At 60.3% G+C, this 25,450-nt stretch carries 20 protein-coding genes; 8 read left to right on the top strand and 12 right to left on the bottom strand.

Annotated elements, in window-relative coordinates; translation table 11 throughout:
• Positions 1-169: 169 nt before the first annotated feature.
• Together JFV30_RS04335 and JFV30_RS04330 are read right to left on the bottom strand one after the other, a co-directional pair.
• Positions 170-769, bottom strand: a complete 600-nt coding sequence (locus JFV30_RS04335; RefSeq protein ID WP_169387360.1) for an FMN-dependent NADH-azoreductase — start codon at positions 767-769, stop codon at positions 170-172.
• 152 nt (positions 770-921) lie between these two features.
• The gene (locus JFV30_RS04330) at positions 922-1,236 is read right to left on the bottom strand and encodes a hypothetical protein (protein WP_029616145.1); all 315 of its coding nucleotides are present in this window, start codon (positions 1,234-1,236) and stop codon (positions 922-924) included.
• A 49-nt stretch (positions 1,237-1,285) separates the two neighbouring features.
• On the opposite strand from JFV30_RS04330, the gene JFV30_RS04325 reads away from it, so the two are divergent.
• The 5 genes from JFV30_RS04325 (at position 1,286) to aqpZ (ending at position 6,390) form a co-directional block, all read left to right on the top strand.
• A complete protein-coding gene (locus JFV30_RS04325) occupies positions 1,286-2,209 on the top strand; it encodes a LysR family transcriptional regulator (protein WP_201122101.1) in 924 nt (307 codons plus the stop codon).
• Between the two features lie 13 nt (positions 2,210-2,222).
• Positions 2,223-3,026 carry an alpha/beta fold hydrolase gene (locus JFV30_RS04320; protein ID WP_201122100.1) on the top strand — a complete coding sequence of 268 codons (804 nt, stop codon included), beginning with the start codon at positions 2,223-2,225 and terminating at the stop codon, positions 3,024-3,026.
• A gap of 3 nt (positions 3,027-3,029) precedes the next feature.
• Positions 3,030-3,593 carry a peptidylprolyl isomerase A gene (locus JFV30_RS04315; RefSeq protein ID WP_003210708.1) on the top strand — a complete coding sequence of 188 codons (564 nt, stop codon included), beginning with the start codon at positions 3,030-3,032 and terminating at the stop codon, positions 3,591-3,593.
• Between the two features lie 83 nt (positions 3,594-3,676).
• Entirely contained in the window at positions 3,677-5,509 is a 1,833-nt protein-coding gene (locus tag JFV30_RS04310) for an ABC transporter ATP-binding protein (protein ID WP_201122098.1), read from the top strand.
• Positions 5,510-5,688: 179 nt separating this feature from the next.
• Complete coding sequence (gene aqpZ / locus JFV30_RS04305) at positions 5,689-6,390, top strand: aquaporin Z (RefSeq protein WP_010176502.1); 702 nt, start codon at positions 5,689-5,691, stop codon at positions 6,388-6,390.
• 11 nt (positions 6,391-6,401) lie between these two features.
• Here the strand turns inward: aqpZ and JFV30_RS04300 are convergent, their stop codons facing one another.
• The 7 genes from JFV30_RS04300 to aceK form a co-directional block, all read right to left on the bottom strand.
• On the bottom strand, positions 6,402-7,526 hold the full coding sequence (locus JFV30_RS04300) for a GNAT family N-acetyltransferase (protein ID WP_010176503.1): 1,125 nt from the start codon (positions 7,524-7,526) through the stop codon (positions 6,402-6,404).
• 169 nt (positions 7,527-7,695) lie between these two features.
• The gene (locus JFV30_RS04295; protein WP_201122096.1) at positions 7,696-9,030 is read right to left on the bottom strand and encodes an OprO/OprP family phosphate-selective porin; all 1,335 of its coding nucleotides are present in this window, start codon (positions 9,028-9,030) and stop codon (positions 7,696-7,698) included.
• A 339-nt stretch (positions 9,031-9,369) separates the two neighbouring features.
• On the bottom strand, positions 9,370-9,603 hold the full coding sequence (locus JFV30_RS04290; RefSeq protein ID WP_003210701.1) for an anti-sigma factor family protein: 234 nt from the start codon (positions 9,601-9,603) through the stop codon (positions 9,370-9,372).
• Positions 9,597-10,211 (bottom strand): RNA polymerase sigma factor, encoded by a 615-nt coding sequence (locus JFV30_RS04285; RefSeq protein ID WP_010176505.1) that lies wholly within the window; start codon positions 10,209-10,211, stop codon positions 9,597-9,599. The genes JFV30_RS04290 and JFV30_RS04285 overlap by 7 nt, the downstream gene beginning before the upstream one ends.
• 25 nt (positions 10,212-10,236) lie before the next feature.
• Positions 10,237-11,358, bottom strand: coding sequence for a beta-ketoacyl-ACP synthase III (locus JFV30_RS04280; RefSeq protein ID WP_201122094.1), 1,122 nt, complete (start codon positions 11,356-11,358; stop codon positions 10,237-10,239).
• Positions 11,359-11,586: 228 nt separating this feature from the next.
• Positions 11,587-15,498 carry an ATP-dependent RNA helicase HrpA gene (gene hrpA / locus JFV30_RS04275; protein WP_169387356.1) on the bottom strand — a complete coding sequence of 1,304 codons (3,912 nt, stop codon included), beginning with the start codon at positions 15,496-15,498 and terminating at the stop codon, positions 11,587-11,589.
• Between the two features lie 69 nt (positions 15,499-15,567).
• Positions 15,568-17,289, bottom strand: a complete 1,722-nt coding sequence (gene aceK / locus JFV30_RS04270; RefSeq protein ID WP_201122092.1) for a bifunctional isocitrate dehydrogenase kinase/phosphatase — start codon at positions 17,287-17,289, stop codon at positions 15,568-15,570.
• Positions 17,290-17,702: 413 nt separating this feature from the next.
• Between aceK and JFV30_RS04265 the strand changes: the two genes are divergently transcribed.
• Together JFV30_RS04265 and JFV30_RS04260 are read left to right on the top strand one after the other, a co-directional pair.
• A complete protein-coding gene (locus JFV30_RS04265) occupies positions 17,703-19,328 on the top strand; it encodes a methyl-accepting chemotaxis protein (RefSeq protein WP_201122090.1) in 1,626 nt (541 codons plus the stop codon).
• A gap of 73 nt (positions 19,329-19,401) precedes the next feature.
• The gene (locus JFV30_RS04260) at positions 19,402-20,298 is read left to right on the top strand and encodes a DMT family transporter (RefSeq protein WP_169387354.1); all 897 of its coding nucleotides are present in this window, start codon (positions 19,402-19,404) and stop codon (positions 20,296-20,298) included.
• Positions 20,299-20,328: 30 nt separating this feature from the next.
• On the opposite strand, the gene JFV30_RS04255 is transcribed toward JFV30_RS04260, so the two are convergent.
• From JFV30_RS04255 to cysK, 3 genes are all read right to left on the bottom strand, one after another.
• On the bottom strand, positions 20,329-21,189 hold the full coding sequence (locus JFV30_RS04255; RefSeq protein ID WP_010176511.1) for a DMT family transporter: 861 nt from the start codon (positions 21,187-21,189) through the stop codon (positions 20,329-20,331).
• A gap of 826 nt (positions 21,190-22,015) precedes the next feature.
• Positions 22,016-22,954, bottom strand: a complete 939-nt coding sequence (locus JFV30_RS04250) for an aspartyl/asparaginyl beta-hydroxylase domain-containing protein (protein WP_010176513.1) — start codon at positions 22,952-22,954, stop codon at positions 22,016-22,018.
• Positions 22,955-23,140: 186 nt separating this feature from the next.
• Positions 23,141-24,115 (bottom strand): cysteine synthase A, encoded by a 975-nt coding sequence (gene cysK, locus JFV30_RS04245; RefSeq protein ID WP_010176514.1) that lies wholly within the window; start codon positions 24,113-24,115, stop codon positions 23,141-23,143.
• A gap of 123 nt (positions 24,116-24,238) precedes the next feature.
• On the opposite strand from cysK, the gene JFV30_RS04240 reads away from it, so the two are divergent.
• A complete protein-coding gene (locus JFV30_RS04240; protein ID WP_201122088.1) occupies positions 24,239-25,315 on the top strand; it encodes a DUF748 domain-containing protein in 1,077 nt (358 codons plus the stop codon).
• The last annotated feature ends 135 nt before the right edge of the window (positions 25,316-25,450 follow it).

Below are 25,450 nucleotides of genomic sequence, written 5' to 3'. Positions count from 1 at the left end.
GTTTTCGGCCCTTTACGAAACTCAAGGCAAAAAAAACCCGACCTCGCTAAAAGCGTCAGTCGGGCGGGAGCACTCAGGAGCAAAAAGTGCAAAGGGAGGTTCGATACGCGTACTTGAAGGGTTGCGTGGAGCCATCTAAACAGCGGGCGATTATCTGACGATTAACATCTCACGCCACTTGGGCCAGCAACGCCTTGGCCTGGTTCAAGCCCTTTTCCTGGAAATCACCGCCCAGGTTCACCCCTTCGGCATGGATGAACGTGACGTCGTGAATGCCAATAAAGCCCATGACCTGACGCAGGTACGGTTCCTGGTGGTCGGTGCTGCCACCGGCGTGAATGCCACCGCGGGCAGTCAGCACAAAGGCGCGCTTGTCCGTCAGCAGGCCCTGTGGACCGGTGGCGGTGTACTTGAAGGTCACACCGGCACGCAGCACATGGTCAAGCCAGGCTTTCAGGGTGCTGGGAATCGCGAAGTTGTACATCGGCGCGGCCATGACCAGTACATCGGCGGCCAGCAGTTCGTCGGTCAATTCGTTGGAACGGTCCAGGGAAGCCTGTTCGATGGCGGTGCGCTGCTCGGCAGGTTTCATCCAGCCGCCCAGCAGGTTGGCGTCCAGGTGAGGCACCGGGTTGACGGCCAGGTCACGCACGGTGATCTGGTCAGCCGGGTGGGCGACCTTCCATTGGCTGATGAATTGTTGGGTCAGGTGGCGGGAGATTGAGTCCTGCTGACGGGCGCTGCTTTCGATGATCAGAACACGGGCCATGATTATGTTAGCTCCATCTGTAAATGCTGTAAGGCGATGGAGTGAAGGTTAATCAGGGCTCGTTCGATTAAAAAGCGTAAAAAACTGCTATAACCCATCTATAAATTTGTTTATAAGCGGAGTATTGCTGTACGCAAAGCTCCGCTTTTGCCTTATTTCGGTGCGCAGGTCAGCTGGATACGCATCTTGATAATGGCCCGGCTGAAATTGACCGTGGTGTTGGTGGTTTTCCCCGCTGCGACCGTGACCTTGCGAGTACGCGGGGCTTCCGGGCCGTTGGTAAAGCGGACCTTGCACTCCGCGTCGTTGGCGCCGTAGTTGGTGAGTTGGATCGAACTGATATTGCTGTCGACGTCCGACGCGCTGTAATCGATCTTCACACCCTGAATGTCTTTCGTCACATCGGTGCTGAATGCAAACGCACTCAACGGCAGCAGCGCCAGCAGCACACAACAGAATTTTCTCATTCGGCAGTCTCCAATAAGGACCGCCAGCTTAGGACAAGAGGAGCTCATCTTGAAAGCGCCCCGCGTTACCCTCGATCAATGGCGTACCTTGCAAGCCGTGGTCGACCATGGCGGCTTCGCCCAGGCCGCCGAAGCATTGCACCGTTCGCAGTCCTCGGTGAGTTACACCGTGGCCCGCATGCAGGATCAGCTCGGCGTACCGCTGCTGCGCATCGACGGGCGCAAGGCGGTGCTCACCGAAGCCGGCGAAGTGCTGCTGCGCCGCTCCCGGCAACTGGTGAAAAACGCCAGCCAACTGGAAGACCTGGCCCACCATATGGAACAGGGTTGGGAAGCCGAGGTGCGGCTGGTGGTCGATGCCGCTTACCCCAACGCCCGCCTGGTGCGCGCCCTCACCGCCTTCATGCCGCAAAGCCGTGGTTGCCGGGTGCGCCTGCGTGAAGAGGTGCTGTCCGGCGTGGAGGAGTTGCTGATGGACGGCATGGCCGACCTCGCCATCAGCGGCTTCATCATTCCGGGCTACCTGGGCACGGAAATGAGCGACGTCGAATTTGTCGCCGTGGCCCATCCCGATCATCCGTTGCATCGCCTGCACCGTGAACTGAGCTTCCAGGACCTGGAAAGCCATATGCAGGTGGTGATCCGCGACTCCGGCCGCCAGCAACCACGGGACGTCGGCTGGCTCGGTGCCGAACAGCGCTGGACCGTCGGCAGCCTGCCCACCGCCGCCACCTTCGTCAGCAGCGGCCTGGGCTTTGCCTGGTTGCCCCGGCACCTGATCGAACGCGAACTCAAGGAAGGCCTGCTCAAGCTGCTCCCCCTGGAACGGGGGGGCAGCCGCAACCCGACCTTCTATCTTTACTCGAACAAGGACAAACCCCTCGGCCCGGCCACGCAGATTCTCGTCGAGTTGCTACGCACCTTCGACACTGCCCCACTGGACGCGCCTTTCGCCGCACCGCAACAAGCCTGAACAAGGAGTTTCCATGGCTTATTTCGAACATGAAGGTTGCTCCCTGCATTACGAGGAATATGGCCATGGCGCGCCGCTGATCCTGATCCACGGCCTGGGCTCCAGTTGTGTGGATTGGGAACTGCAAGTGCCGGTACTGTCGCAACACTACCGGCTGGTGGTGATCGACGTACGCGGCCACGGCCGCTCCGACAAGCCCCGGGAACGCTACAGCATCCCAGGCTTTACCGCCGACCTGGTGGCCTTGATCGAACACCTGCAACTGCCGCCGGCCCACGTGGTGGGCCTGTCCATGGGGGGCATGATTGCCTTCCAGTTGGCGGTGGATGAGCCGCAGATGCTCAAGAGCCTGTGCATCGTCAACAGCGCGCCCCAGGTCAAGGTCCGCACAGCCGGCGATTACTGGCAGTGGGCCAGGCGCTGGAGCCTGGCGCGTATCCTCAGCCTGAACACCATCGGCAAAGCCCTGGGCAGCCTGCTGTTTCCCAAGCCCGAACAGGCCGAACTGCGGCGCAAGATGACCGAACGCTGGGCAAAAAACGACAAACGTGCTTACCTCGCCAGCTTCGACGCCATTGTTGGCTGGGGCGTACAGGAACAACTGTCGAAAATTGCCTGTCCAACCCTGGTCATCAGCGCCGACCACGACTACACCCCCGTGGCGCAGAAAGAAATCTATGTAAAACTGCTGCCCGATGCGCGACTGGTGGTGATCGAGAATTCCCGCCATGCCACGCCGCTGGACCAACCCGAACACTTCAATAACACCCTGCTCGATTTTCTCAAGACAGTCGAAACCACAACCCAGGATCACTGACCCATGCTGAAAAAAATCGCCTTCTTTGCCGGTTCCGTACTGTTCGCTGCCAACCTGATGGCGGCCGAGCCCGCCAAGGCACCTCACGTATTGATCACCACCACCAATGGCGACATCGAAATCGAGCTGGACCCGGTCAAGGCCCCGATCAGCACCAAGAACTTCCTGGCCTATGTCGACAAGGGCTTCTACACCAACACCATTTTTCACCGGGTGATCCCGGGGTTCATGGTGCAGGGCGGAGGTTTTACCCAGCAAATGTCGCAAAAGCCGACCGAAGCACCGATCAAGAACGAAGCCAGCAACGGCCTGCATAACGTGCGCGGCACCCTGTCGATGGCGCGTACCAACGACCCGAACTCCGCCACCAGTCAATTCTTCATCAACGTTGCAGACAATGCCTTCCTCGACCCGGGCCGTGATGCCGGTTACGCGGTGTTCGCCAAAGTGGTCAAGGGCATGGATGTGGTCGACATCATCGTCAACTCGCAAACCACCACCAAACAAGGCATGCAGAACGTGCCAATCGATCCTGTCCTGATCAAGTCGGCCAAGCGCATCGACTGAAGGCTACAGGGAGTTTCGCGCGGTGCCCGCCAGGCACCGCGCGCATTTGAACAGGAGAGCCCGCCGCGCGGGCGTCAGACCTAATGCTCTATCGTCGTTTTGAACAACTGATCGACATCTTCCGCGACGCTCCCAGCGCGGCCCCTCCCGATAAAGTCCTGCCCTTCTACGTCTATTACCTGCGCCAGGTATGGCCGTGCTTTGCCGCCTTGCTGGTGGTGGGCCTGATCGGCGCGCTGATCGAAGTGGCGCTGTTCAGCTACCTGAGCCGCATCATCGATTTGGCCCAGGGCACGCCGCCCGCCAACTTCTTCCAGATTCACGCCAATGAGCTGATCTGGATGGCCGTGGTCGCCCTGCTGCTGCGCCCGATCTTCGGCGCCCTGCATGACCTGCTGGTGCACCAGACCATCAGCCCGGGCATGACCAGCCTGATCCGCTGGCAGAACCACAGCTATGTGCTCAAGCAGAGCCTGAACTTCTTCCAGAACGACTTCGCCGGGCGCATTGCCCAGCGCATCATGCAAACCGGCAACTCCCTGCGCGACTCCGCGGTGGCCGCCGTGGATGCGATCTGGCACGTGGCGATCTACGCCATCAGCGCCCTGGTGCTGTTCGCCGAAGCCGACTGGCGCCTGATGATCCCGCTGATCACTTGGATCATCGCCTACAGCCTGGCCCTGCGGTACTTCGTGCCACGGGTCAAGGACCGCTCGGTCATCTCATCCGAGGCCCGCTCCAAACTGATGGGGCGAATTGTCGACGGCTACACCAACATCACCACCTTGAAGCTGTTCGCTCACACGAATTTCGAGCAGAACTACGCCAGGGAAGCGATCGTCGAGCAGACCGAGAAAACCCAACTGGCCAGTCGTGTCGTGACCAGCATGGACATCGTGATCACCACCATGAACGGCCTGCTGATTGTCACCACCACCGGCCTTGCCCTGTGGCTGTGGACCCAATCCCTGATTTCGGTGGGCGCCATCGCCCTGGCCACTGGCCTGGTGATTCGTATCGTCAATATGTCCGGCTGGATCATGTGGGTGGTCAACGGCATTTTCGAAAACATCGGCATGGTGCAGGACGGCCTGAAAACCATCGCCCAACCGCTGGCAGTGACCGACCGGGAAAATGCCCCGCGCCTGGAAGTGCCCCATGGCGAGGTGCGTTTCGATCAGGTGGACTTCCACTACGGCAAGAAGAGCGGAATCATCAGCGGCCTGAACCTGGACATTAAACCGGGTGAAAAAATCGGCCTGATCGGGCCGTCCGGCGCGGGTAAATCCACCCTGGTCAATCTGCTGCTGCGCCTGTACGACCTGCAAGGCGGACGCATCCTGATCGACGGCCAGAACATCGCCGAAGTCGCCCAGGAAACCCTGCGCGAACAGATCGGCATGATCACCCAGGACACTTCGTTGCTGCACCGCTCGATCCGCGACAACCTGTTGTACGGCAAACCGGACGCCACCGATGAAGAGCTCTGGGCCGCCGTGCAGAAGGCCCGCGCCGACGAGTTCATCCCGCTGCTGTCGGACGCCGAGGGCCGCACCGGCCTGGACGCGCACGTCGGCGAGCGCGGGGTCAAACTCTCCGGCGGGCAGCGCCAGCGCATCGCTATTGCGCGGGTACTGCTCAAGGACGCGCCCATCCTAATCATGGACGAAGCCACCTCGGCGCTGGACTCGGAAGTGGAAGCGGCGATCCAGGAAAGCCTGGAAACCCTGATGCAGGGCAAGACCGTGATTGCCATCGCGCACCGGCTTTCTACCATTGCCAGAATGGACAGGCTGGTGGTGCTGGAAAAAGGCCAGATTGCCGAAAGCGGCAGCCATGCCCAATTACTCGAACACGGCGGCCTGTATGCGCGACTCTGGCAACACCAGACCGGCGGCTTCGTCGGAATAGACTGATTCCGTTGGTTAACTGCACCCTCAATTCCGAACAATTCTGACAGTTTTCTCCATCTCACTGGTCTTGCGACACAATCCTGCTGTACTGCAATCAGGCCCCAGGAGGGCCCTGATTTAAGGCAGCAGGGATGCACCACAGACCCGTTAATCAGATAGAGAAATCTACTAAGGATGTGTTCATGTCACTGTTCAAACGTTCCGTTACGGAAGGACTGGGTACGTTTTGGCTGGTGTTGGGCGGCTGCGGGAGTGCGGTGTTGGCCGCAGCGTTCCCCAACGTCGGAATCGGTCTGCTCGGTGTGGCCCTGGCGTTCGGGCTCACGGTGCTGACCATGGCATTTGCCATCGGGCATATCAGCGGCTGTCACCTGAACCCGGCCGTTTCGGTGGGGCTGGTCGTGGGCGGAAGGTTTCCGGCCAGGGAGTTACCCGCCTACATCGTGTCCCAGGTGATCGGCGGCACCATCGCCGCCGCACTGCTGTACTTCATTGCCAGCGGCAAGCCAGGGTTCGAACTGGCCTCTGGCCTCGCCAGCAATGGCTATGGCGAGCATTCGCCCGGTGGTTATTCAATGGCGGCAGGGTTTGTGTGTGAGCTGGTGATGACCGCGATGTTCGTGCTGATTATCCTCGGCGCCACCGACCGCCGCGCTCCGGCAGGCCTGGCGCCGATCGCCATCGGCCTGGCACTGACGCTGATCCACCTGATCTCGATCCCGGTCACCAACACCTCGGTCAACCCGGCCCGCAGTACCGGCCCGGCGCTGATTGTCGGCGGTTGGGCGCTCCAGCAGCTGTGGCTGTTCTGGCTGGCGCCGATCCTCGGTGCGGTAATCGGCGGTGTCACTTATCGATGGCTGGGCAAGGAAGAAACCGCCTGAGCCCAACGGGTTCAGCCCTGCCGATAAGGCAGGGCTGTTCTCGCTTCTTCAGCGTACGCCAGGATTCCCACGCTTTCGCGCTCGAGGAAATCCGCTACCGCCGTCTTCAATCCCGGATGGCGCAAGTAATGCCAGGAGCGGGTAATCACCGGCTCAAACCCGCGAATCAACTTGTGCTCGCCCTGGGCACCGGCATCGAACCGCTGCAAACCGTGGGCAATCGCGTAGTCCATGCCTTGATAGAAACACGTCTCGAAATGCAGCCGGTCGAACTCCGCCAGGCAGCCCCAGTAACGACCATAAAAGCTGTCGCCGCCGATCAGGCTGAACGCCATGGCCACCGGCCGTGAGCCTTGCTTGGCCAGCACCACGCGAATCGCCTCGGGCATGCGCTCGGCCAGCAGGCTGAAAAACGCCCGGGTCAGGTAGGGCGATTGTCGACGCACAGCGTAGGTATTGGCGTAACAGGCGTAGACGAAATCCCACTGCGCTTCGCTCAGTTCATGGCCTTGCAACCACTCGAACTCAATCCCCTGCCCCGCCACCTGTTCGCGCTCCTTGCGCATCTGTTTGCGCTTGCGCGAACTCAAGGCATCGAGAAAGTCCTGGAAGTCGCGGTAACCGCGATTCTGCCAATGAAACTGGCAGCCCAGGCGTTGCAACCAACCCGGCTGTTGGGCCAGTGCGGTGTCTGCCAGCGTATCGGTAAAGTTGATATGAGCGCTGGAAAGACCTTCGATCTCCAGATAACCCGGCAGGCTCTTGAGCAATTCGAAGCCGTCCTCAGCGCGAGCAGCCAGCAAGCGCGGGCCGCTGACCGGGCTGAAGGGCACTGCCGTGAGCAATTTCGGGTAGTAGTCGATACCGGCACGCTCACAGGCGTCGGCCCAACCGTGGTCGAACACGTATTCGCCGTAAGAATGCCATTTGCGGTAGCTGGGCAACGCGGCAATCAGCCGGCCACCTTCGTAGTGCAGCAAATGCTCCGGCTGCCAGCCGGAGTGCGGGCCGATGCTGGCACTGTCTTCCAGGGCGCTGAGGAACGCATGGCGCAGAAACGGCTGATCTACGGGGACCAGCGCATTCCATTCATCGGGCGCAATCTCGGACAGGCTATTCAAACGTTGTAACGGCATCCCATTCCCCGACGGTGACCACAGGCAGACGTGGCGAGTATCGCAGTTCCGGTGGGCATTTGGGGTTATCCGCCCCATAAAAAAAGCCCCGCCAAGCGGCGGGGCAAACCAAATGAGGAGCGCTTTAACGGATGAAGAAAAAGCGCATTGGAGCGGTGTTACAGGTTGCTTAGAACACGTATTGCACGCGGGCTACGATGGCGTCGCCGCTGTCGTCGCCATTGGCGTTCTGGATCTTGTCAGTGCTGACCTTGAGGTAGTTGGCAGAGATCTTCACCGCTTCGTTGGCGTACCAGTTGACGCCGATGGTGTTCAGGCTGGCCTTGGCGTCGCCCACTTCACGGGTCGCGCTGTTACGCACAACGTTTTTGTCATCAACGCTGATGTTGTCGTAGCGGTAGAACACTTCCCACGCACCGAACTGCTTGTTCTCCGGCTTGATGGTGTCGAACTTGGCGCCGTCGAGTTTGTAGACGCGGGACTCGCCGGTCAGGGTGTAGGCGACCTGGCCGTAGAAGCCCGTGGCCTTCACGTCCTGATAAGCGCTGCTGTCGGCCTTCATCTTGCGGTTCAGGTATTCGGCCTGCAGGGACAATGGGCCGCGAGCGAAGGCAAACTCACCGCCGAACACCGTGTCGGTGTCGTAGGCGTCATTCGCGGTCAGGTTGCCGGAATCCAGCCCCACGCCACCGCCGAAGGTCGCACGGTTACCGTTGGCGCCGGCATCGTTGCCGCCGTTGGTGGCAACACCGCGAGCGTCCAGGCGAGGACGGATTCGCGAGTCGAACGAGGTGTCCTTCAGGTCACGCACCGCCACGTCCACACCCAGGTGCAAGACGTTGCCGCTGTCGTGCATCGGCGCAAACACGGCTCGGCCGTTGAACTGCTTCACGCCTTTGCCGTTCTTGTCGTTGATGTCTTTGGACGAAACGCTGGAGGACAGGTAGGCCATGTCGGCGACCACGGCGCTGACTTGCAGGCCCATGCCGTTTTCGTGGGAGTTGACCCAATCGGCGACTTCATAACCCAGGTTACGCTCGATGGCGGTGACCCACTTGGAGCTGGTGGCTTTTTCCAGGCCGAAGTCCTGGTCGAAGCGACCGGCGCGAATCACCACCGGCTTGAAGCCTACGTACGAGAAGGACGCTTCGTCGAAGTAGCCATCATCGGCGTTGCCGGAGTTGTGGGAGAAGTCGTAGTTGATCTGGTATTTCCAGTCCTTGTACACCGTGCCGCCCAATTCGAGGTAGGCGCGTCGGAAATACGTGGCGTCGGCCGAGTTGCCGTTTTTGGTGTAAAAGCCATCAAACGTGCCGTAATCGGCCTGCAAACGACCACCCAGCTTGAAGCTGAAATTCTGGTCGGTGGTTGCAACCTCAAGGCCGCCCTTGGTTTTGACAACGATATCGGCGCCGTCAGTTGTGACAGTACCAGCGAAAGCCTGGGCGGTGACAGCCAGGGCCAGGGCGCTGGCCGCGAAACCGGCGAAGTGCTTACGGATCATCGAAGAATTCCCCTAATTGATGGTCTTGTGCATTGGCAAAACACGCGGTTTAGAGCCGCTCGTGTTGGGGGGCGATCTTGGCGAGGGGATATTTCAGCCGGGTTGCTGGAACATAAAGATTTTGTTACTCAGGAACTTTTTAATAGCCATTCGAAATAAGCCAAAGCCCACGCAAATCAAGGCTCCAGCGCTTTAAAGTGGTAAAAATGGCAGATGTTGCAAAATGTAAAAACAGCCGAGAAAAGTGAAATATTTTTCATCTTGGTTATTTTTTGAGCAAAAAAAAACCCGCATCGTTTATCGATGCGGGCTTCGCTTTTGTGTGAAAAGTGACGGGTACTACTGGTCGCGGGAGCGCTCGGCGGCCAGGCGTTCGGCCAACGCGTCGACATCAGCGATTGGCGGCTCGGGCAGGATCTTCAGCGTCGCCTGCATCAAGCGCATCTGCCGGATAAACCGCCGGCAGTTGGGGCAGAACATCAGGTGATGGCGCACCAACAGGCGCTCGCGAAAGGTCAATTGCCCATCGAGATAGTCACTGGAGCGCGCCACTTGTTCCTTACAGGTCAACATTCGCCGGTTTCCTCAAAATGCTCCACCGTGGCGAAGACTTTAAGCCGTGCCCGATGCAGCAGCACACGAACATTGGAGAGCGATAGTGTCAGAAGATTACAAATCTCTTCCAATTCCAGGCCCTGACGTTCCCGCAGCAGCAATACGCTGCTCTGCAACTCGGAAAGACTCGCCAGCGTGTGCTCCAGGCATTCGCGCAGTTCGTCCTCGGTGAGCAACGCTTCAGGCGTGTCCTGGTGCCAGGCAAACGGTGCGACGGCCCAGTGGCCATCATCGGGCACAAAGCGATCATCACCGATGGTGCCGTGGGGCGACGGCAAGTCATCGAGCAGCACTTCCCGGCGATTTTGCTTGTAGCGGCCCTTTGCCGAGTTGGCCGTGATGGTCAGCAGCCAGGTCTTGAGGCTGGAGCGCCCCTCGAACTTCGCCAGGTTACGTACCACCGAGAGCCAGGCGTCCTGCACCACCTCATCGGCATGACGCTGGCCGACGATGGCATAGGCCACGGCGCGCATGGCGCTCTGGTAGGTGGTGACCATTTCCTTGTAGGCCCGCTGCTCGCCCTTGAGCAATCGTTCAAGCAGGTGCGCGTCGTCCGCTGCTGCCATTCAAGACCTCGATTTCAAAACATGATCAGCGTTTGCGCAGGATCACGCTACCAATCGAATAACCCGCGCCAAACGAGCTGAGCACCGCCACGGCGCCCTTGGGCAGGTCGTCCTGGTAGGTGTGAAACGCAATCACCGAGCCCGCCGAGCTGGTGTTGGCGTAAGTATCGAGGATCACCGGCGCTTCTTCCACCGAAGCCTCGCGGCCCAGCAGTTTCTTGACGATCAGGTGGTTCATGCTGAGGTTGGCCTGATGCAGCCAGAAGCGCTTCACATCCCCCACATTCAGCTGGTTTTCCGTCAGGTGCTTGCCAATCAACTCGGCGACCATCGGGCAGACATCACGGAAGACTTTGCGGCCTTCCTGCACGAACAGCTTGTCTGGGGCACCGATGCCCTCTTCCGCCGCGCGGTTGAGGAAGCCGAAATTATTGCGGATGTTGTTGGAGAACTTGGTCAGCAGCTTGGTGCTCACCACGTCGAACTGATGCTCGGACGTGGCGAGGTCAGCGCGCTCCAGAATCACAGCGGTGGCCGCGTCGCCAAAGATGAAGTGGCTGTCACGGTCGCGGAAGTTCAGGTGGCCGGTGCAGATCTCCGGGTTGACCATCAGGATCGCCCGGGCCTGGCCCAACTGGATGCTGTTGGCAGCGTTCTGGATGCCGAAAGTCGCCGACGAGCAGGCCACGTTCATGTCAAAGCCAAAACCCTGGATGCCCAGCGCTTCCTGGACTTCGATGGCAATCGCCGGGTACGCCCGCTGCAGGTTGGAACAGGCGACGATCACGCCATCGATGTCGGCGGCCGTCCTGCCGGCGCGCTGCAAGGCTTGCTCGGCAGCACTGACGGCCATCTGGCAGAGAATCGACCACTCGTCGTTGGAGCGCTCGGGCAGGCGGGGCGCCATGCGCTGCGGGTCGAGAATGCCGGCCTTGTCCATGACAAAGCGGCTCTTGATGCCCGAGGCCTTTTCGATAAAGGCGGCGCTGGATTCGGTCAGGGCCTGCACGTCACCCCGTTCGATGGCGGCGGCGTTATCCAGGTTGAACTGTTGCACGTAAGCATTGAAAGACTGCACCAGCTCTTCGTTGGAGATGCTGTTGGCCGGGGTGTACAGGCCTGTGCCGCTGATGACGACGTTATGCACGGTCGTTCCTCTAAATCTGTTCAGGCAGAAGGGTATTGGTACCGTCGTACCAAACCGTAAGTAGTTTTATGCCGCCCAGCGGCCTTCAAACTGGAAACGCTTTATTCCATCGCGCCACGGCTGCACCAGCCCAACTCGACGATCCCGGCATTTATAACCGCGAAGTTTGCCATAAAGCCCGGGATTTGGCGCCATTTGCTCGACAGGCGCCTGTCCCGGGGATTGTGGTCACGCTTCGACCAGGCTCCATTGCTTGCTCAAACGCTTGTCGGAAATCGGCACCTTGGTACCCAATTGCTGGGCAAACAACGACACCCGATATTCCTCCAACCACCAGCGATACAGCTCCAGTTGAGGGTCGCGCTTGCCTTCCTGGGCGTGTTTGTTCAGGCGGTTCTGATACTGGCTCCACAGGCCGCCCAGTTCGGTACTCCAGACCCGGTCCTTCTGCACCTGGCTCGGCAATTTCTCCAGGCGCAGCTCGATGGCCTTGAGGAAACGCGGCAGCTCCTTGAACCACTGAGCCGGGGTTTCCCGCACAAAACCGGGATACACCAGGTTGCTCAGTTGCTGCTTGATGTCATTGAGAGCCACGGCCTGGGCCAGGTCAATCTTGCCTTTGAAGCGTTTTTGCAAGCCATGCCACAGTTTCAGGATCTCGAGGGTCAAGCGCGCCTGACGCTCGGCATGCTCGGTCCAACTGCCGCGCTTGCGCTCGGCCAGGGCCGCCAGGCCGGCGCCGTCACGCGGCAGGCTGGCTTCGCCTTCCAGCACGCAGCTGTCGAGGCTGGCCAACAGGATGTCTTCCACCAGGGCTTCAATACGCCCCAGCTCGCGGTACATCAGCCCCAGTTCGGTCAGGCCGGGCAACTTGCCCCGCAGGAATTTCGCCGGTTCGGCCAATTGCTGCAACAACAGGCGCTGCAAGGCCCGGCGGTGCTGGAACTCGGCCTCGGCGGCAGTGGAGAAACGCCCCTCTTTCACCGTGCCATTTTCTTCCACCAATGCCGGATAAACCGTCATCGACAGCCCGGCGATGTTTTGCTGGGTTTTCTCGGCCACCGCCGCGAACACCTTGGCCTCTACCGGCTGCTGGCTTTTTGCGGTCTGCGGCACGGCCAACGCGGCCTGGCTGGCTTCGGCGAAACGGGCGGTCAGCTCGGCCAGGTCGCGGCCTTCGCCAAGGAACTTGCCCTGGCCGTCGACCACTTCCAGGTTCATCTTCAGGTGGCTTTCCACCTGCTGCGCGGCCTCGGCCCAGGCTTCATCGCTGACCCGTGCCCCGGTCATGCGCAACAATTCACGCCCCAATGCCTGGGGCAACGAACCTTGGCCGAACTCGATACGCTGCAGCGCCGCCTTGACGAAGTCCGGCACCGGCACGAAGTTCTTGCGCAGGGCCTTGGGCAAGTTGCGCACCAGGGCAATGCACTTGGCCTCGATCACACCCGGCACCAGCCACTCCAGGCGCTCGGGCGGCAGCGCCGGCAACAGCGGTGCCGGCACGCGCAGGGTCACGCCGTCCCGGGGGTGGTTGGGCTCGAAGTGGTAACTCAAGGCCAGTGCCAGGTCGCCCAGGTGCAAGGTGTCGGGGTAATGGGCGGCGGTGACTTCACTGGCCTCCCGGGCCAGCACGTCTTCTTCGCGCATGATCAACAGTTGCGGGTCTTTCTGGCTGTTGACCTTGTACCAACTGTCGAAGGTCGCCGTCTGGTGGATCTCGGCGGGCAGGCGCGCATCGTAGAAGGCGTACAGGGTTTCTTCGTCCGCCAGGATGTCGCGGCGGCGGGCCTTGGCTTCCAGCTCATCGAGCTGCTCCAGCAGTTGCTGGTTGGCCGTCAGGCACCGGGCCCGGGACTGAATTTCGCCCCGCACCAGGCCTTCACGGATAAACAGCTCGCGGGACGTCACCGGGTCAATCGGCCCGTAATGCACTGGCCGGCGACCGACGATGATCAACCCGAACAGGGTGATCTGCTCAAACGCCACCACCTGGCCGCGCTTCTTCTCCCAATGGGGTTCGAAGTGGTTTTTCTTGATCAGGTGCCCGGCCAACGGCTCGATCCAGTCGGCGTCGATCTTGGCCACCATCCGCGCATACAGCTTGGTGGTTTCCACCAGTTCAGCGGTCATCAGCCATTGCGGGCGCTTCTTGCCGATGCCCGACGAAGGGTGAATCCAGAAACGCCGCTGACGCGCGCCGAGGTAATCGCCCTCTTCGGTTTTCTGGCCAATCTGGCTGAGCAGGCCGGACAACACCGCCTTGTGCAGTTTCGGGAAGTCCGCCGGTTCTTTGTTGACGGTCAGCTGCATGTCGCGGCAGATCAGGCTCAACTGGCGGTGGGAATCACGCCACTCCCGCAGGCGCAGGTAATTCAGGAAATTCTTGCGACACCAGTTGCGCAGCGGGCTGGCGGTCAATGCCTGGCGCTGTTCTTCAAAACCGCGCCACAGGTTGACCAGCCCGGCGAAGTCCGAATCCGCGTCCTTCCATTGTGCGTGGGCCTGGTCGGCGGCTTGCTGGCGTTCTGGCGGGCGCTCGCGCGGGTCCTGGATCGACATGGCGCTGGCGACGATCAGTACTTCCTGCAAGCTGCCAAGCTTGGCGGCCTCCAGCAGCATGCGGCCCATGCGCGGGTCCACCGGCAAGCGTGCCAACTGGCGGCCCAGCGGCGTCAGTTGGCTGTTGCGATCGACTGCCGACAATTCTTGCAGCAGGTTGAAACCGTCGCTGATCGCCTTGCCATCCGGCGGCTCGATAAACGGGAAGTCGGTGATTTCCCCCAGACGCAGGTGCAGCATCTGCAGGATCACGGCCGCGAGGTTGGTGCGAAGAATCTCGGGGTCGGTAAATTCCGGGCGCCCGATAAAGTCTTCTTCGCTGAACAGGCGCACGCAAATCCCCGGCTCGACGCGCCCGCACCGGCCTTTACGCTGGTTGGCGCTGGCCTGGGAAATCGCCTCGATCGGCAAACGCTGGACCTTGGCCCGATAGCTGTAGCGGCTGATCCGCGCGGTGCCGCTGTCGATCACATAACGAATGCCCGGCACGGTCAGCGAGGTTTCCGCGACGTTGGTCGCCAGCACCACACGACGGCCCGGGTGCGACTGGAAAATCCGCTGCTGCTCGGCCGGTGACAGGCGCGCATACAGCGGCAGGATTTCAGTGTGCTTGAGCTGGGCCTTGCGCAGCATGTCGGCCGCATCGCGAATCTCGCGCTCGCCGGGCAGGAACACCAGCACATCGCCGGGGCTCTTGCGCTCGCTGCGCTCGAAGGCGGCGATTTCATCGAGGGTGGCGAGAATCGCCTGGTCGACGGTCAGGTCATCCTCGACGCGGTTGCCCTCCTCGTCCTGCTCCAGGGTCAGCGGGCGGTACCAGGTTTCCACCGGGAACGTGCGGCCCGACACCTCGACGATCGGCGCATCGTCGAAGTGCTTGGAAAAGCGCTCCAGGTCGATGGTGGCCGAGGTGATGATGACCTTGAGGTCCGGGCGACGCGGCAGCAGGGTTTTCAGGTAGCCCAGCAGGAAGTCGATGTTCAGGCTGCGTTCGTGGGCTTCGTCGACGATGATCGTGTCGTAGCGTTCGAGGTAGCGGTCGTTCTGGGTTTCGGCCAGCAGGATGCCGTCGGTCATCAGCTTGATCAGGGTGTTGGAATCGCTCTGGTCCTCAAACCGCACCTGATAGCCCACCAGCGCTCCCAGCGGTGTCGCCAATTCTTCCGCGACCCGGCTGGCCACGCTGCGTGCCGCAATCCGCCGTGGCTGGGTGTGGCCGATCAAGCCGTATTGGCCACGGCCGATTTCCAGGCAGATTTTCGGCAACTGCGTGGTTTTACCCGAACCGGTCTCACCGGCAATGATCAACACCTGATGCTTGAGCAGCGCCTCTTTGATCTCGTCGCGCTTGGCAGCGATCGGCAGGCTGTCGTCGTAGCGAATCACCGGCAGGCTGGCGCGCCGCGCCGTCACCTGGGCGCAGGAGGCCTGCATCCGCGTCACCCACTGCGCAAGTTTTTCCTCATCGGGTTTCTTGCGCAGCTCAAGCAGCTGCCGCCGCAAGCGGTGGCGGTCGGCGAGCATGGCGTGATCGAGGTTTTTCAGCAGTTGGTCGATAGCGGGCGCTTGGTCAGTCATCAGGTACGCAAAGGTCGTCTATTTATGCAGGGGGCGGATTGTCGCAGAAAAGCGCCGCCACGCGCTCCCTCATTCGTTGTCCAGGCCCTTGCGCCGGTAGGGAAACACATCAATCACCTTGCCGGCGCGAATCGCCTCTTGCAGGCCTTTCCAATAGTCGGCGTTGTACAACTCGCCATGCAGTTCATCGAATAGCCTGCGCTGGCCGGAATCGGCAAACAGGAACGGCGGGAATTCCTCCGGGAACACATCCAGTGGGCCGATGGAATACCAAGGCTCGGAAGCCATTTCATCTTCCGGCGTACGTGGCGCCGGGATATGACGGAAGTTGGCCTCGGTCAGGTAGCAGATTTCGTCGTAGTCGTAGAACACCACGCGACCGTGACGGGTGACGCCAAAATTCTTCAGCAGCATGTCGCCCGGGAAAATATTCGCCGCGGCCAGTTGTTTAATCGCCAGGCCGTAGTCTTCCAGGGCTTCGCGCACCTGGGCTTCGTTGGCGTTTTCCAGGTAGAGGTTGAGCGGGGTCATGCGCCGTTCGGTCCAGCAGTGGCGAATCAGCACCGTGTCGCCCTCCACTTCGACGGTACCGGCGGCGACTTCAAGCAACTCGGCCAGGCACTCGGGCTCGAACTTGCTCAACGGAAAACGGAAGTCGGCGAACTCCTGGGTGTCGGCCATGCGCCCGACCCGGTCGACACTTTTCACCAGCCGGTACTTCTCGATCACGGTGGCGCGGTTGACGTTTTTCGAGGGCGAAAACCGGTCCTTGATGATCTTGAACACGGTGTTGAAGCCCGGCAGGGTAAACACGCTCATGACCATGCCGCGCACGCCCGGGGCCATGATGAACTGGTCATCGGTGGTGGCGAGGTGGTTGATCAGCGCCCGGTAGAACTCGGATTTGCCGTGTTTGTAGAAGCCGATGGAGGTGTACAACTCGGCGATGTGCTTGCCCGGCAGGATGCGCTTGAGGAAGCCGATAAACTCGGCCGGAACCGGCACGTCCACCATGAAATAGGAACGGGTGAACGAGAAGATGATCGACACATCCGCCTCGTCGGTGATCAGCGCGTCGATCTGGATGCCCCGTCCTTCCCGGTGCAACAGCGGGATGACCAGCGGCCATTGCTCATCGCGGGTGTAGATACGCCCTACGAGGTACGCGCCTTTGTTGCGGTACAGCACCGAGGAAAACAGTTCGACGTTGAGGTCCGGGTCCTTGCAGACCCAGTCCGGCAGGTTTTCGCGCAATTGCGCTTCCAGCCGGCGCAGGTCGGCGGGCAAGTCGGCGTAGGGTTCACTGAAGCGATAGTCGGCAAAAACCTGCTCCAGCATGCCCGCCAGTTTGCCGGCCGGCTTATAGGTGCGGGTTTGCGCCGCCCGGGCACGGCGCAGGCTGGGCCGGGTGGTGTGGATAAACATGCAGCCATCGCTGATCAGGTCATGGCTGAACAGGCCGCAAAACGTCGAGTTGTACCAGGTCTCGGACAGCTCATCGTCAAACCGCAGGTCGATCAGGCTGATGTAGGCGCTTTTCACCAGCGGCCACACTGAAATGTCGAGCAATACGGCCTCATCGAAGGCCGCCCGCAGCCGCGCCGTGACCTCACTGACCTTGTCTTCATACAGGTTGATGCGCGCAGCCGAAGCCGTCTGCCCTTGCTGCCACTGCGCCTTTTCGAAGCGCTCCCGGGCGCCATCGGTGATCTGGCGGAAGTGCTCGCGGTAGTCGTCGAAGCCGTCGAGGATCATCTGCGCAATGTCGAGCGCTGGCGTTTGCTGCGGCATTTGGGAAACCTCTGCGGGCATTTGGAATGAGCTGAGCTTAGCCAGTGTGCAGGAACAGGAGAAGGGTCATTTTTCGTTCACCCTTGTACAGCTTTGTTCACTTTGTACATTTATTTTCAATTTTAATAGTTCGACCATTCGGTCAATAAAAACACCTGCAAGTCATCTCCGCCTCATTCAGCGCTCGAGCTGAAGTCCTTTAACCACGGGCCTGACCCGGGTTTCCTCGGGAAAATCCGAGTCTTTGCTCTACCGCAACGGGCCTCTCCCCTTCTCTGCGCATTGGATCCAACGTAAGGGAAACCCTGATTACAAGAGTGATGGCTCTTTGCTATATAGCGCGCCCTTTCCCACCCTAACAAGGTCAGAAGACCGATCCGGGAACAGGTTCTAATCGCCCAAGGAGCATTGAGATGTCATTGAGGAATATGCGGATCGGTCTGCGTGCCAGTCTGAGTTTTGGGGTTTTGGCCAGTCTTTTGATTGTGGTCGGCCTGTTTGGCCTGGGCCAGATGGCCAAGCTGCGGGAAAGCGCGCTGATCATCGAAGAATCGTGGATGCCGAGTATTGAGAACATTCACGACAGCGCCGCCTATGTCGCCAGCATCCGCCTGGAAGCGTTGCGCTTGCTGACCACCGACGAGTCCAGAGTGCGGGACAACAGCAAAAACCTGATCACCCGCCAGCGCGCTGACCTTGAAGAATTGCTTAACCGCCACGAAGCCCTGCTGAGCAACGAGCAAGAACGCGACATGCTCAAGCAGTTGAAAGCCAACGTTGCGAGCTACATGACGATCGTCGCCCAGATGATTCAAATGGTCGACCAGGACCAACAGCAAAACGCCATGGACCTGCTCAACAGCCGCCTGGCACCTCAGGGCACGGTCCTCAATAAAAGCCTGGAAGACATGATCACCTTCAACCAGAAAGGTGTGGAGGACGCAGCAGAATCAGCGGCCCAGATGTACACCAGCGCCCAATGGGTAGTCGGCACCATTATCCTCACCGCCCTGCTGGCCACCTTGTTGCTGGCCTGGCTGCTGACCCGCAGCATCACCACGCCCATTGGCCAGGCACTGACGGTGGCCCGCACCATCGCGTCCGGAGACCTGAGCCGGCCGATCATCGTGGAAGGCAAGGATGAAGCGGCCCAGTTACTCACCGCCCTGGCCACCATGCAGACCCACCTGCAGGACACCATCCGGGGCATCAGCGAATCCTCGCAGCAGTTGGCATCGGCGGCAGAAGAGATGAGCTCGGTGATGGAGCAGAGCACCCGTGGCCTGCAGGCGCAGAACGATGAGATCGAACAGGCGGCCACCGCCGTGACGCAGATGAGCGCGGCGGTCGATGAAGTGGCGGGCAATGCGGTGTCCAGCGCCGAAGCCTCCAAGGCCTCCGACGAAGACAGCAAGCACGGCCACTACCAGATCAGCGAAACCATCAGCTCGATCCAGAACCTGGTGGACGAAGTGCTCGGCGCCTCGACCAAGGCCGAAGGCCTCGCGGTGCAAGCCCAGGACATCAGCAAGGTGCTGGAAGTGATTCGCGGGATTGCCGGGCAGACCAACCTGCTGGCGCTCAATGCCGCCATTGAGGCAGCCCGCGCAGGCGAGGCCGGTCGCGGTTTTGCCGTGGTGGCGGACGAAGTGCGCTCCCTGGCACAACGCACCCAGGACTCCACCGAAGAAATCGAGCAGATGATCAACGGTATCCAACAAGGCACCCAGGACACCGTCGGCGCCTTGAACAGCAGCGCCGAACACGCCGGCCAGACCTTGCAGCGGGCCAACAGCGCCGGCAGCGCACTGGAGAAAATCACCGCGGCGATCTCGCAGATCAGCCAGCGCAACCTGGTGATCGCCAGCGCCGCCGAGCAACAGGCCCTGGTGGCCCGTGAAGTGGACCGCAGCCTGGTGAACATTCGGGACCTGTCGACGCAAACTGCCGCCGGTGCCACCCAGACCTCGGCGGCCAGCCAGGAACTGTCGCGCTTGGCGGTGGACCTCAATGGTTTGGTGACCCGTTTCGTCCTGTAAAAACATGTATTAGCGATTGTGTCAGGCAGGTCGGTGGGCAACACTGCCGCCCTTATCAAACAGGAGTTTTCCCGTGAGACCTGTCGACACCCTGCACCTGTTGGTGCTGGCCGCTATCTGGGGCGCAAGCTTTCTGTTCATGCGGATTATCGCGCCGGAAATCGGCACCCTTCCTACGGCTTTTTTCCGGGTGTCGATTGCCGCCACCGGGCTGCTGGTGATCCTCGCCATGATGCGGGTGAGCTGGGATTTCCAGGGCAAGTTCAAGACGGTTCTGTTGCTGGGCGTGATCAATTCGGGCATTCCCGCCACCATGTATTCGGTGGCAGCCCAGGTGCTGCCGGCGGGTTACTCGGCGATCTTCAATGCCACGACGCCGTTGATGGGCGTGCTGATTGGCGGGCTGTTTTTCAGTGAGCGCCTCACACCGTCGAAAATCGCCGGGGTGTGCCTGGGTTTGTTCGGCGTTGGCATCCTGACCCGCGCAGGGCCGGTGGCGTTCGACATGGAGTTGCTGATGGGCGCGCTGGCGTGCCTGCTGGCGACCACCTGTTATGGCTTTGCCGGCTTTTTGGCACGGCGCTGGCTCGATCAACGGGGTGGCCTGGACAGTCGCCTGGCCGCCTTGGGCAGCATGCTCGGGGCCACGCTGTTTCTGCTGCCGCTGTTTGCCTGGAGTGCCATCAGCCATCCACCGGTCAGTTGGGGCGGTTGGCCTGTGTGGTTGTCGCTGCTGGGGCTGGGGCTGGTGTGCACAGCGTTTGCCTACATCCTGTACTTCCGTTTGCTGACGTCCATTGGCCCGGTGAAGTCGATGACCGTGACCTTCATGATTCCGCCGTTCGGCGTGTTGTGGGGCGCGTTGCTGCTGGATGAGCCGTTGTCGATGGCACATCTGTATGGCGGGTTGTTGATTGCGGGGGCGTTGTGGCTGGTGCTTCGGCCAGGGAAATTGGCCAGGAAGCTGTAGGAGCTTTTCGGCTCCTACAGCGTGGGTAGGTCAGCCCTTACGAAACACAAAAGCCAACCCGACAATGATCAACCCCATCCCCAGCAGGCTCAGCATTGCCAGCCGGTTGCCGAAGATCAGGTAGTCCATCACCGCCGTCACCGCGGGCACCAGGTAGAACAGGCTGGTGACATTCACCAGATTGCCCCGGGCGATCAGCCGGTACAGCAACAGCGTCGCCAGCAGTGACACCACCAGCCCCATCCACAGCACCGGTACGAAAAAGCCAGTGCTGTGTTCAAAGTGAAACGGCTGGAACGGCACAAACACCGAGCACAACACCAGGCCCGCCAGGTACTGCACCGGCAGTGTGCCCAACGGGTTATCGGTGATGCGCTTCTGCATGATCGAGCCGAAGGTCATGCTGGCCAGGGCCAGCAGGCCGAAGAGCATGCCCGCCAGGGACATACCGGACATACCGATGCCCTGATACACCACCATGATCAACCCCGCCAACCCCAGCGCCAGGCCGAACATCCGGCTCCAGGAGCGCTGACGCTCCATCAGCACCACGGTCAGGATCGGTTGCACGCCCATGATGGTCGCCATCATGCCCGGCGTCACTTTGAGGTCCAGGGCCAGCAGATAGAAAATCTGGTAAGCCCCCAACAGCACCAGGCCGGTGGCTGCCGCGTAGAGCATCGGCTTGCCGGGGCGCGGCAACTTCAACTTGAGGACCGGTACCAGAATCACCAACCCCGCCAGGGCGATTGCAAAACGGATCAGCAGAAACGCAAAGGGAGACGCGTGGGCCAGGCCCCATTTGGAGAAAATCGCCCCGCTGCTCCACAGCAAGACAAACAGGCTCGTCGAGGCCGCCGCGGCCACGGATTGTTTCGAAAGAACAGACATGGATACCACCTGTGATCAGGCAAAAAGCCAACTCAGCAAACGCTGAAATTCAGTAGGTTTTTTCAGGCGGGCACAGGGGAACAGCAATCAGCTGATCAGCCCGAAATGCCAACACCCGGCGGTGATACGACTGCGTACACCGGCGTGCTACTGACAGGTGGGGGGTAGTGACTGATCTGCGCAGGCTGCTGGCTCCCGCACGGCACGACCGCAGCGTTGACCGCTGAATCGACTACCGCTATGCGCAAGGAAGCTGGCATGTGCTGATCTTTTTTGAAGGGATGAATACGGTGTCTGAAAACACCGGTGGTCGACTATAACCAGCCGGGGACATGCTTTGCAATGACTTCGCCAAAAGGCCAGTAAGGACAGCTTGAGTCAACACCACTAGCCTTGGAAAAAACCAATCCGCTCCGGATCAGGGGGGCTTTCAACTCATGATGACCCATGCCAAAAAAACGCGACACTCTGCGATATCAGCTATACCGCTCCACGGCGCTGCACCTTGCGAAAGCCTCTACCCGGCAGTGGTACGAAGCCCTGAAACATAGCAGTAGAGAAGGCATAGCATCGCAAACATGCTCAATTAATGATCAATAGTGGAGGCTAATATGGGAGCAGTTTCTAAAAACTCCGTCACCCAGAAAGCGTCATCGAAGGTAATAAAAGAGCTCAGGGCCCCAACACTTACAGCTAACCAACGGCGTTTTCTCAGTGCAGCCCTGACAGTCAGCGTTGAAGAACCCAGCCTTTTGGCTGGGAGCCCAGACAAATCAGAAGCATAAAAAAACCGCTCATCCGAGCGGTTTTTTTGCCTGCAACAACCTTAACCAAACAACCAATACCCCAACGCCGTCAGCACCACCACCGCCAGTACCGGCCGCAGGATGCGATAAGCCTTCGGATGCTTGCGCTTCCACTGCTTGACCACACCACTGAAGCCGTCACTGAAGCGCTTGCTCCAGGCATACGCCTGGTTGATCCCGCCAACGCGTTCATCATCCAGGTTCTGTGGCGCGGTAGCGCGGCCCAGTTGGGCGCTGACCCAACGGTTGATGCGGGTCATCAGGCGGCTGCTCAGCGGGCGTTCGATGTCGCAGAACAGGATCACCCGGGTGTGCTCGGTCTCGTTCTTCACCCAGTGCACGTAGGTTTCGTCGAACATCACGTCTTCACCGTCACGCCAGGCGTATACCTGGCCGTCGACGAAGATGCGGCAGTCGTCGGAGTTGGGCGTGGACAGCCCCAGGTGATAACGCAGGGAACCGGCAAACGGATCGCGATGCGGGTTGAGGTGGCTGCCACCGGGCAACAGCGCAAACATCGCGCCCTTGACGTTGGGAATGCTGCTGACCAGGGCCACGGTTTTCGGGCACAGCAGTTCAGCCGATGGCAACGGTTTGTCGTACCACTTGAGGTAGAAACGCTTCCAGCCCTTCTTGAAGAACGAGCCAAAACCGGCGTCGTTGTTCTTCTCGGCCGCGCGGATGTAGCCCTCGTCGAACAGGTGCATGGCCTCTTCGCGAATCACTTCCCAGTTGTCCTTGAGCACGTCCAGCTCCGGGAACTTGCTGCGGTCCAGGTACGGCTTGGACGGCACGGCAGAGAAGAGGTACATCAAGGCGTTGTACGGAGCGAACAGCGCCGAATGGTTGACGAACTGACGCAACATCGGCAAACGGGCCTTACCACGCAAATGCACATACAGCGTGCTGCCGATAAACAGCAGCAACACCGACAGTTTGGCGGCCAAAGAAAAGGTCATGCAGCAACTCCTGGAAATAGGCGTCTGGCGATTAGCCTCCCGGCATGGGGAAACCAGACGTAGCAGCCGGCCATGATAAACACTCCGGGCCTCGGGAAAAACCCGCGCACTCCAACAATCAGCATCTAGCGGTGCGCGATAACGGGCCAATTATGCATAAGGGCCACGCCATCGCGCTGATTTGAATCAAGCCTGGTTTTCCTGATCGGTGAACAAATCGGCGAACAACATGCTCGACAGGTAGCGTTCGCCGGAGTCCGGCAGCACCACGACGATGGTCTTGCCCTGCATTTCCGGCTTCTCCGCCAGGCGCACCGCCACGGCCATCGCCGCGCCGCAGGAGATACCGCACAGAATCCCCTCCTCCTGCATCAAGCGCAACGCCATGGCCTTGGACTCTTCGTCGCTGACCAGTTCGACCCGGTCGACCATCGACAGGTCGAGGTTCTTCGGCACAAAACCGGCGCCGATGCCCTGGATCTTGTGGGGGCTGGGCTTGATCTCTTCACCGGCCAGCGCTTGGGTAATCACCGGCGAGCTGATGGGTTCCACCGCCACCGACAGGATCGGCTTGCCCTGGATGTTCTTGATGTAGCGCGACACCCCGGTGATGGTGCCGCCGGTGCCTACGCCTGCCACCAGCACGTCCACGGCGCCATCAGTGTCATTCCAGATTTCCGGACCGGTGGTTTTCTCGTGGATCGCCGGGTTGGCCGGGTTTTCGAACTGGGCCGGCATAAAGTACTTGGCCGGGTCGCTGGCGAGGATTTCGCCGGCTTTTTCGATCGCGCCCTTCATGCCCTTGGCCGGCTCGGTCAGCACCAGTTCGGCGCCGAGGGCCTTGAGCACCTTGCGGCGCTCGATGCTCATGGAAGCGGGCATGGTCAGCAACAGCTTGTAACCACGGGCGGCGGCGACAAACGCCAGGCCGATACCGGTGTTGCCGGAAGTCGGTTCGACAATGGTCATGCCGGGCTTGAGTTTGCCGCTGCCTTCGGCGTCCCAGATCATGTTTGCGCCAATCCGGCACTTCACCGAATACCCCGGGTTACGCCCTTCGATCTTGGCCAGGATGGTCACGCCACGCGGGGCGATGCGGTTGATCTGAACCAGGGGCGTGTTACCGATGGAGTGCGCGTTGTCTGCAAAAATGCGGCTCATGACGGGTCCTTAAGGCAATTTCAGGAAGGCCCCAAGGGTATGCCTCGTGTTGCGAGGCGTCCAGTCAAGCGAACGTCCGGCGGCGCCAGCAGTCAATCGCCTACACGGATGGAGAAATTTCCTATGAAACGTCGCTACAGTTGGCCGCTCTGGACCCTCGTCGGGATCGTGGTACTGCTGGTCGTCCTGGATATCGCCCTGCCCTATCTGGTGCGCAATTACCTGAATGACAAACTCGCCGACATGGGCGACTACCGCGGCCAGGTCACCGATGTCGACCTCGCGTTGTGGCGCGGCGCCTATCGAATCAATGGTTTGCAGATCGTCAAGGTCGACGGCAAGGTGCCGGTACCGTTCGTCAAGGCGCCGGTGATCGACCTGTCGGTCAGCTGGCATTCGCTGTGGTACGACCATGCAGTCGTGGCCGAGGCACAGTTCATCAAGCCGGAGCTGAACTTCGTCGACGGTGGCACCAACAAACAGGCGTCCCAGACCGGTCAGGGCACCGACTGGCGGGCACAGCTGGGCAAACTGTTGCCGATCACCCTCAACGAGGTGCGCATCGATGACGGAAAGATCGCCTTCCATAACTTCAGCTCGAAACCACCGGTCAATCTGTACGCTACCCATGTCAATGCCAGCTTCTATAACCTGACCAACGTGGTGGACGTCAAAGGCCAGCGCGACGCACGCTTCGACGGCAAGGCGCTGTTCCTGGGCCAGGCACCGCTGGAAGCCAGCGCCACGTTCGACCCCTTGAGCAATTTCGAAAACTTCGAATTCCGCTTCCGGGCCCGGGATATCGAGCTCAAGCGCATGAATGACTTCGCCTCGGCCTACGGCAAGTTCGACTTCAATGCGGGCACCGGCGACCTGGTGGTCGAGGCGCAGGCCGAAAAGGGCCAACTGACGGGCTACATCAAGCCGCTGCTGCGCAATGTCGAAGTGTTCAACTGGCAACAGGACGTAGAGAACAAGGACAAGGGCATCTTCCGTTCAATCTGGGAGGCGGTGGTTGGCGCCAGCGAGACCGTGCTGAAAAACCAGAACAAAAACCAGTTTGCCACCCGCGTAGAGCTGAGCGGCAACGTTCACCAGCAAGATATCAGCGCGTTCCAGGCGTTTTTGCAGATTTTGCGCAATGGTTTTGTCCAGGCCTTCAACGCCCGCTATGAGCAGCCCAAGCCTTCGGCAAATTGATGTCAGACGTGACTGCCCATTCAGAGACTGAATAGCCCGTCTGCGTTCACAGTCGCCGGGGCTGCGCGGTATAGTCGGGCAAAGCTGATTACTCGCCCGCTTCGGTCCCGGACCGTTCGGCGTCACGTTCGAGGA

The sequence above is a fragment of the Pseudomonas sp. TH32 genome, assembly GCF_016650855.1.
GTDB lineage: Bacteria > Pseudomonadota > Gammaproteobacteria > Pseudomonadales > Pseudomonadaceae > Aquipseudomonas.
The sequence above is the reverse complement of the archived record's forward strand: the minus strand, read 5'-3'. Positions and strand labels throughout refer to the sequence as shown.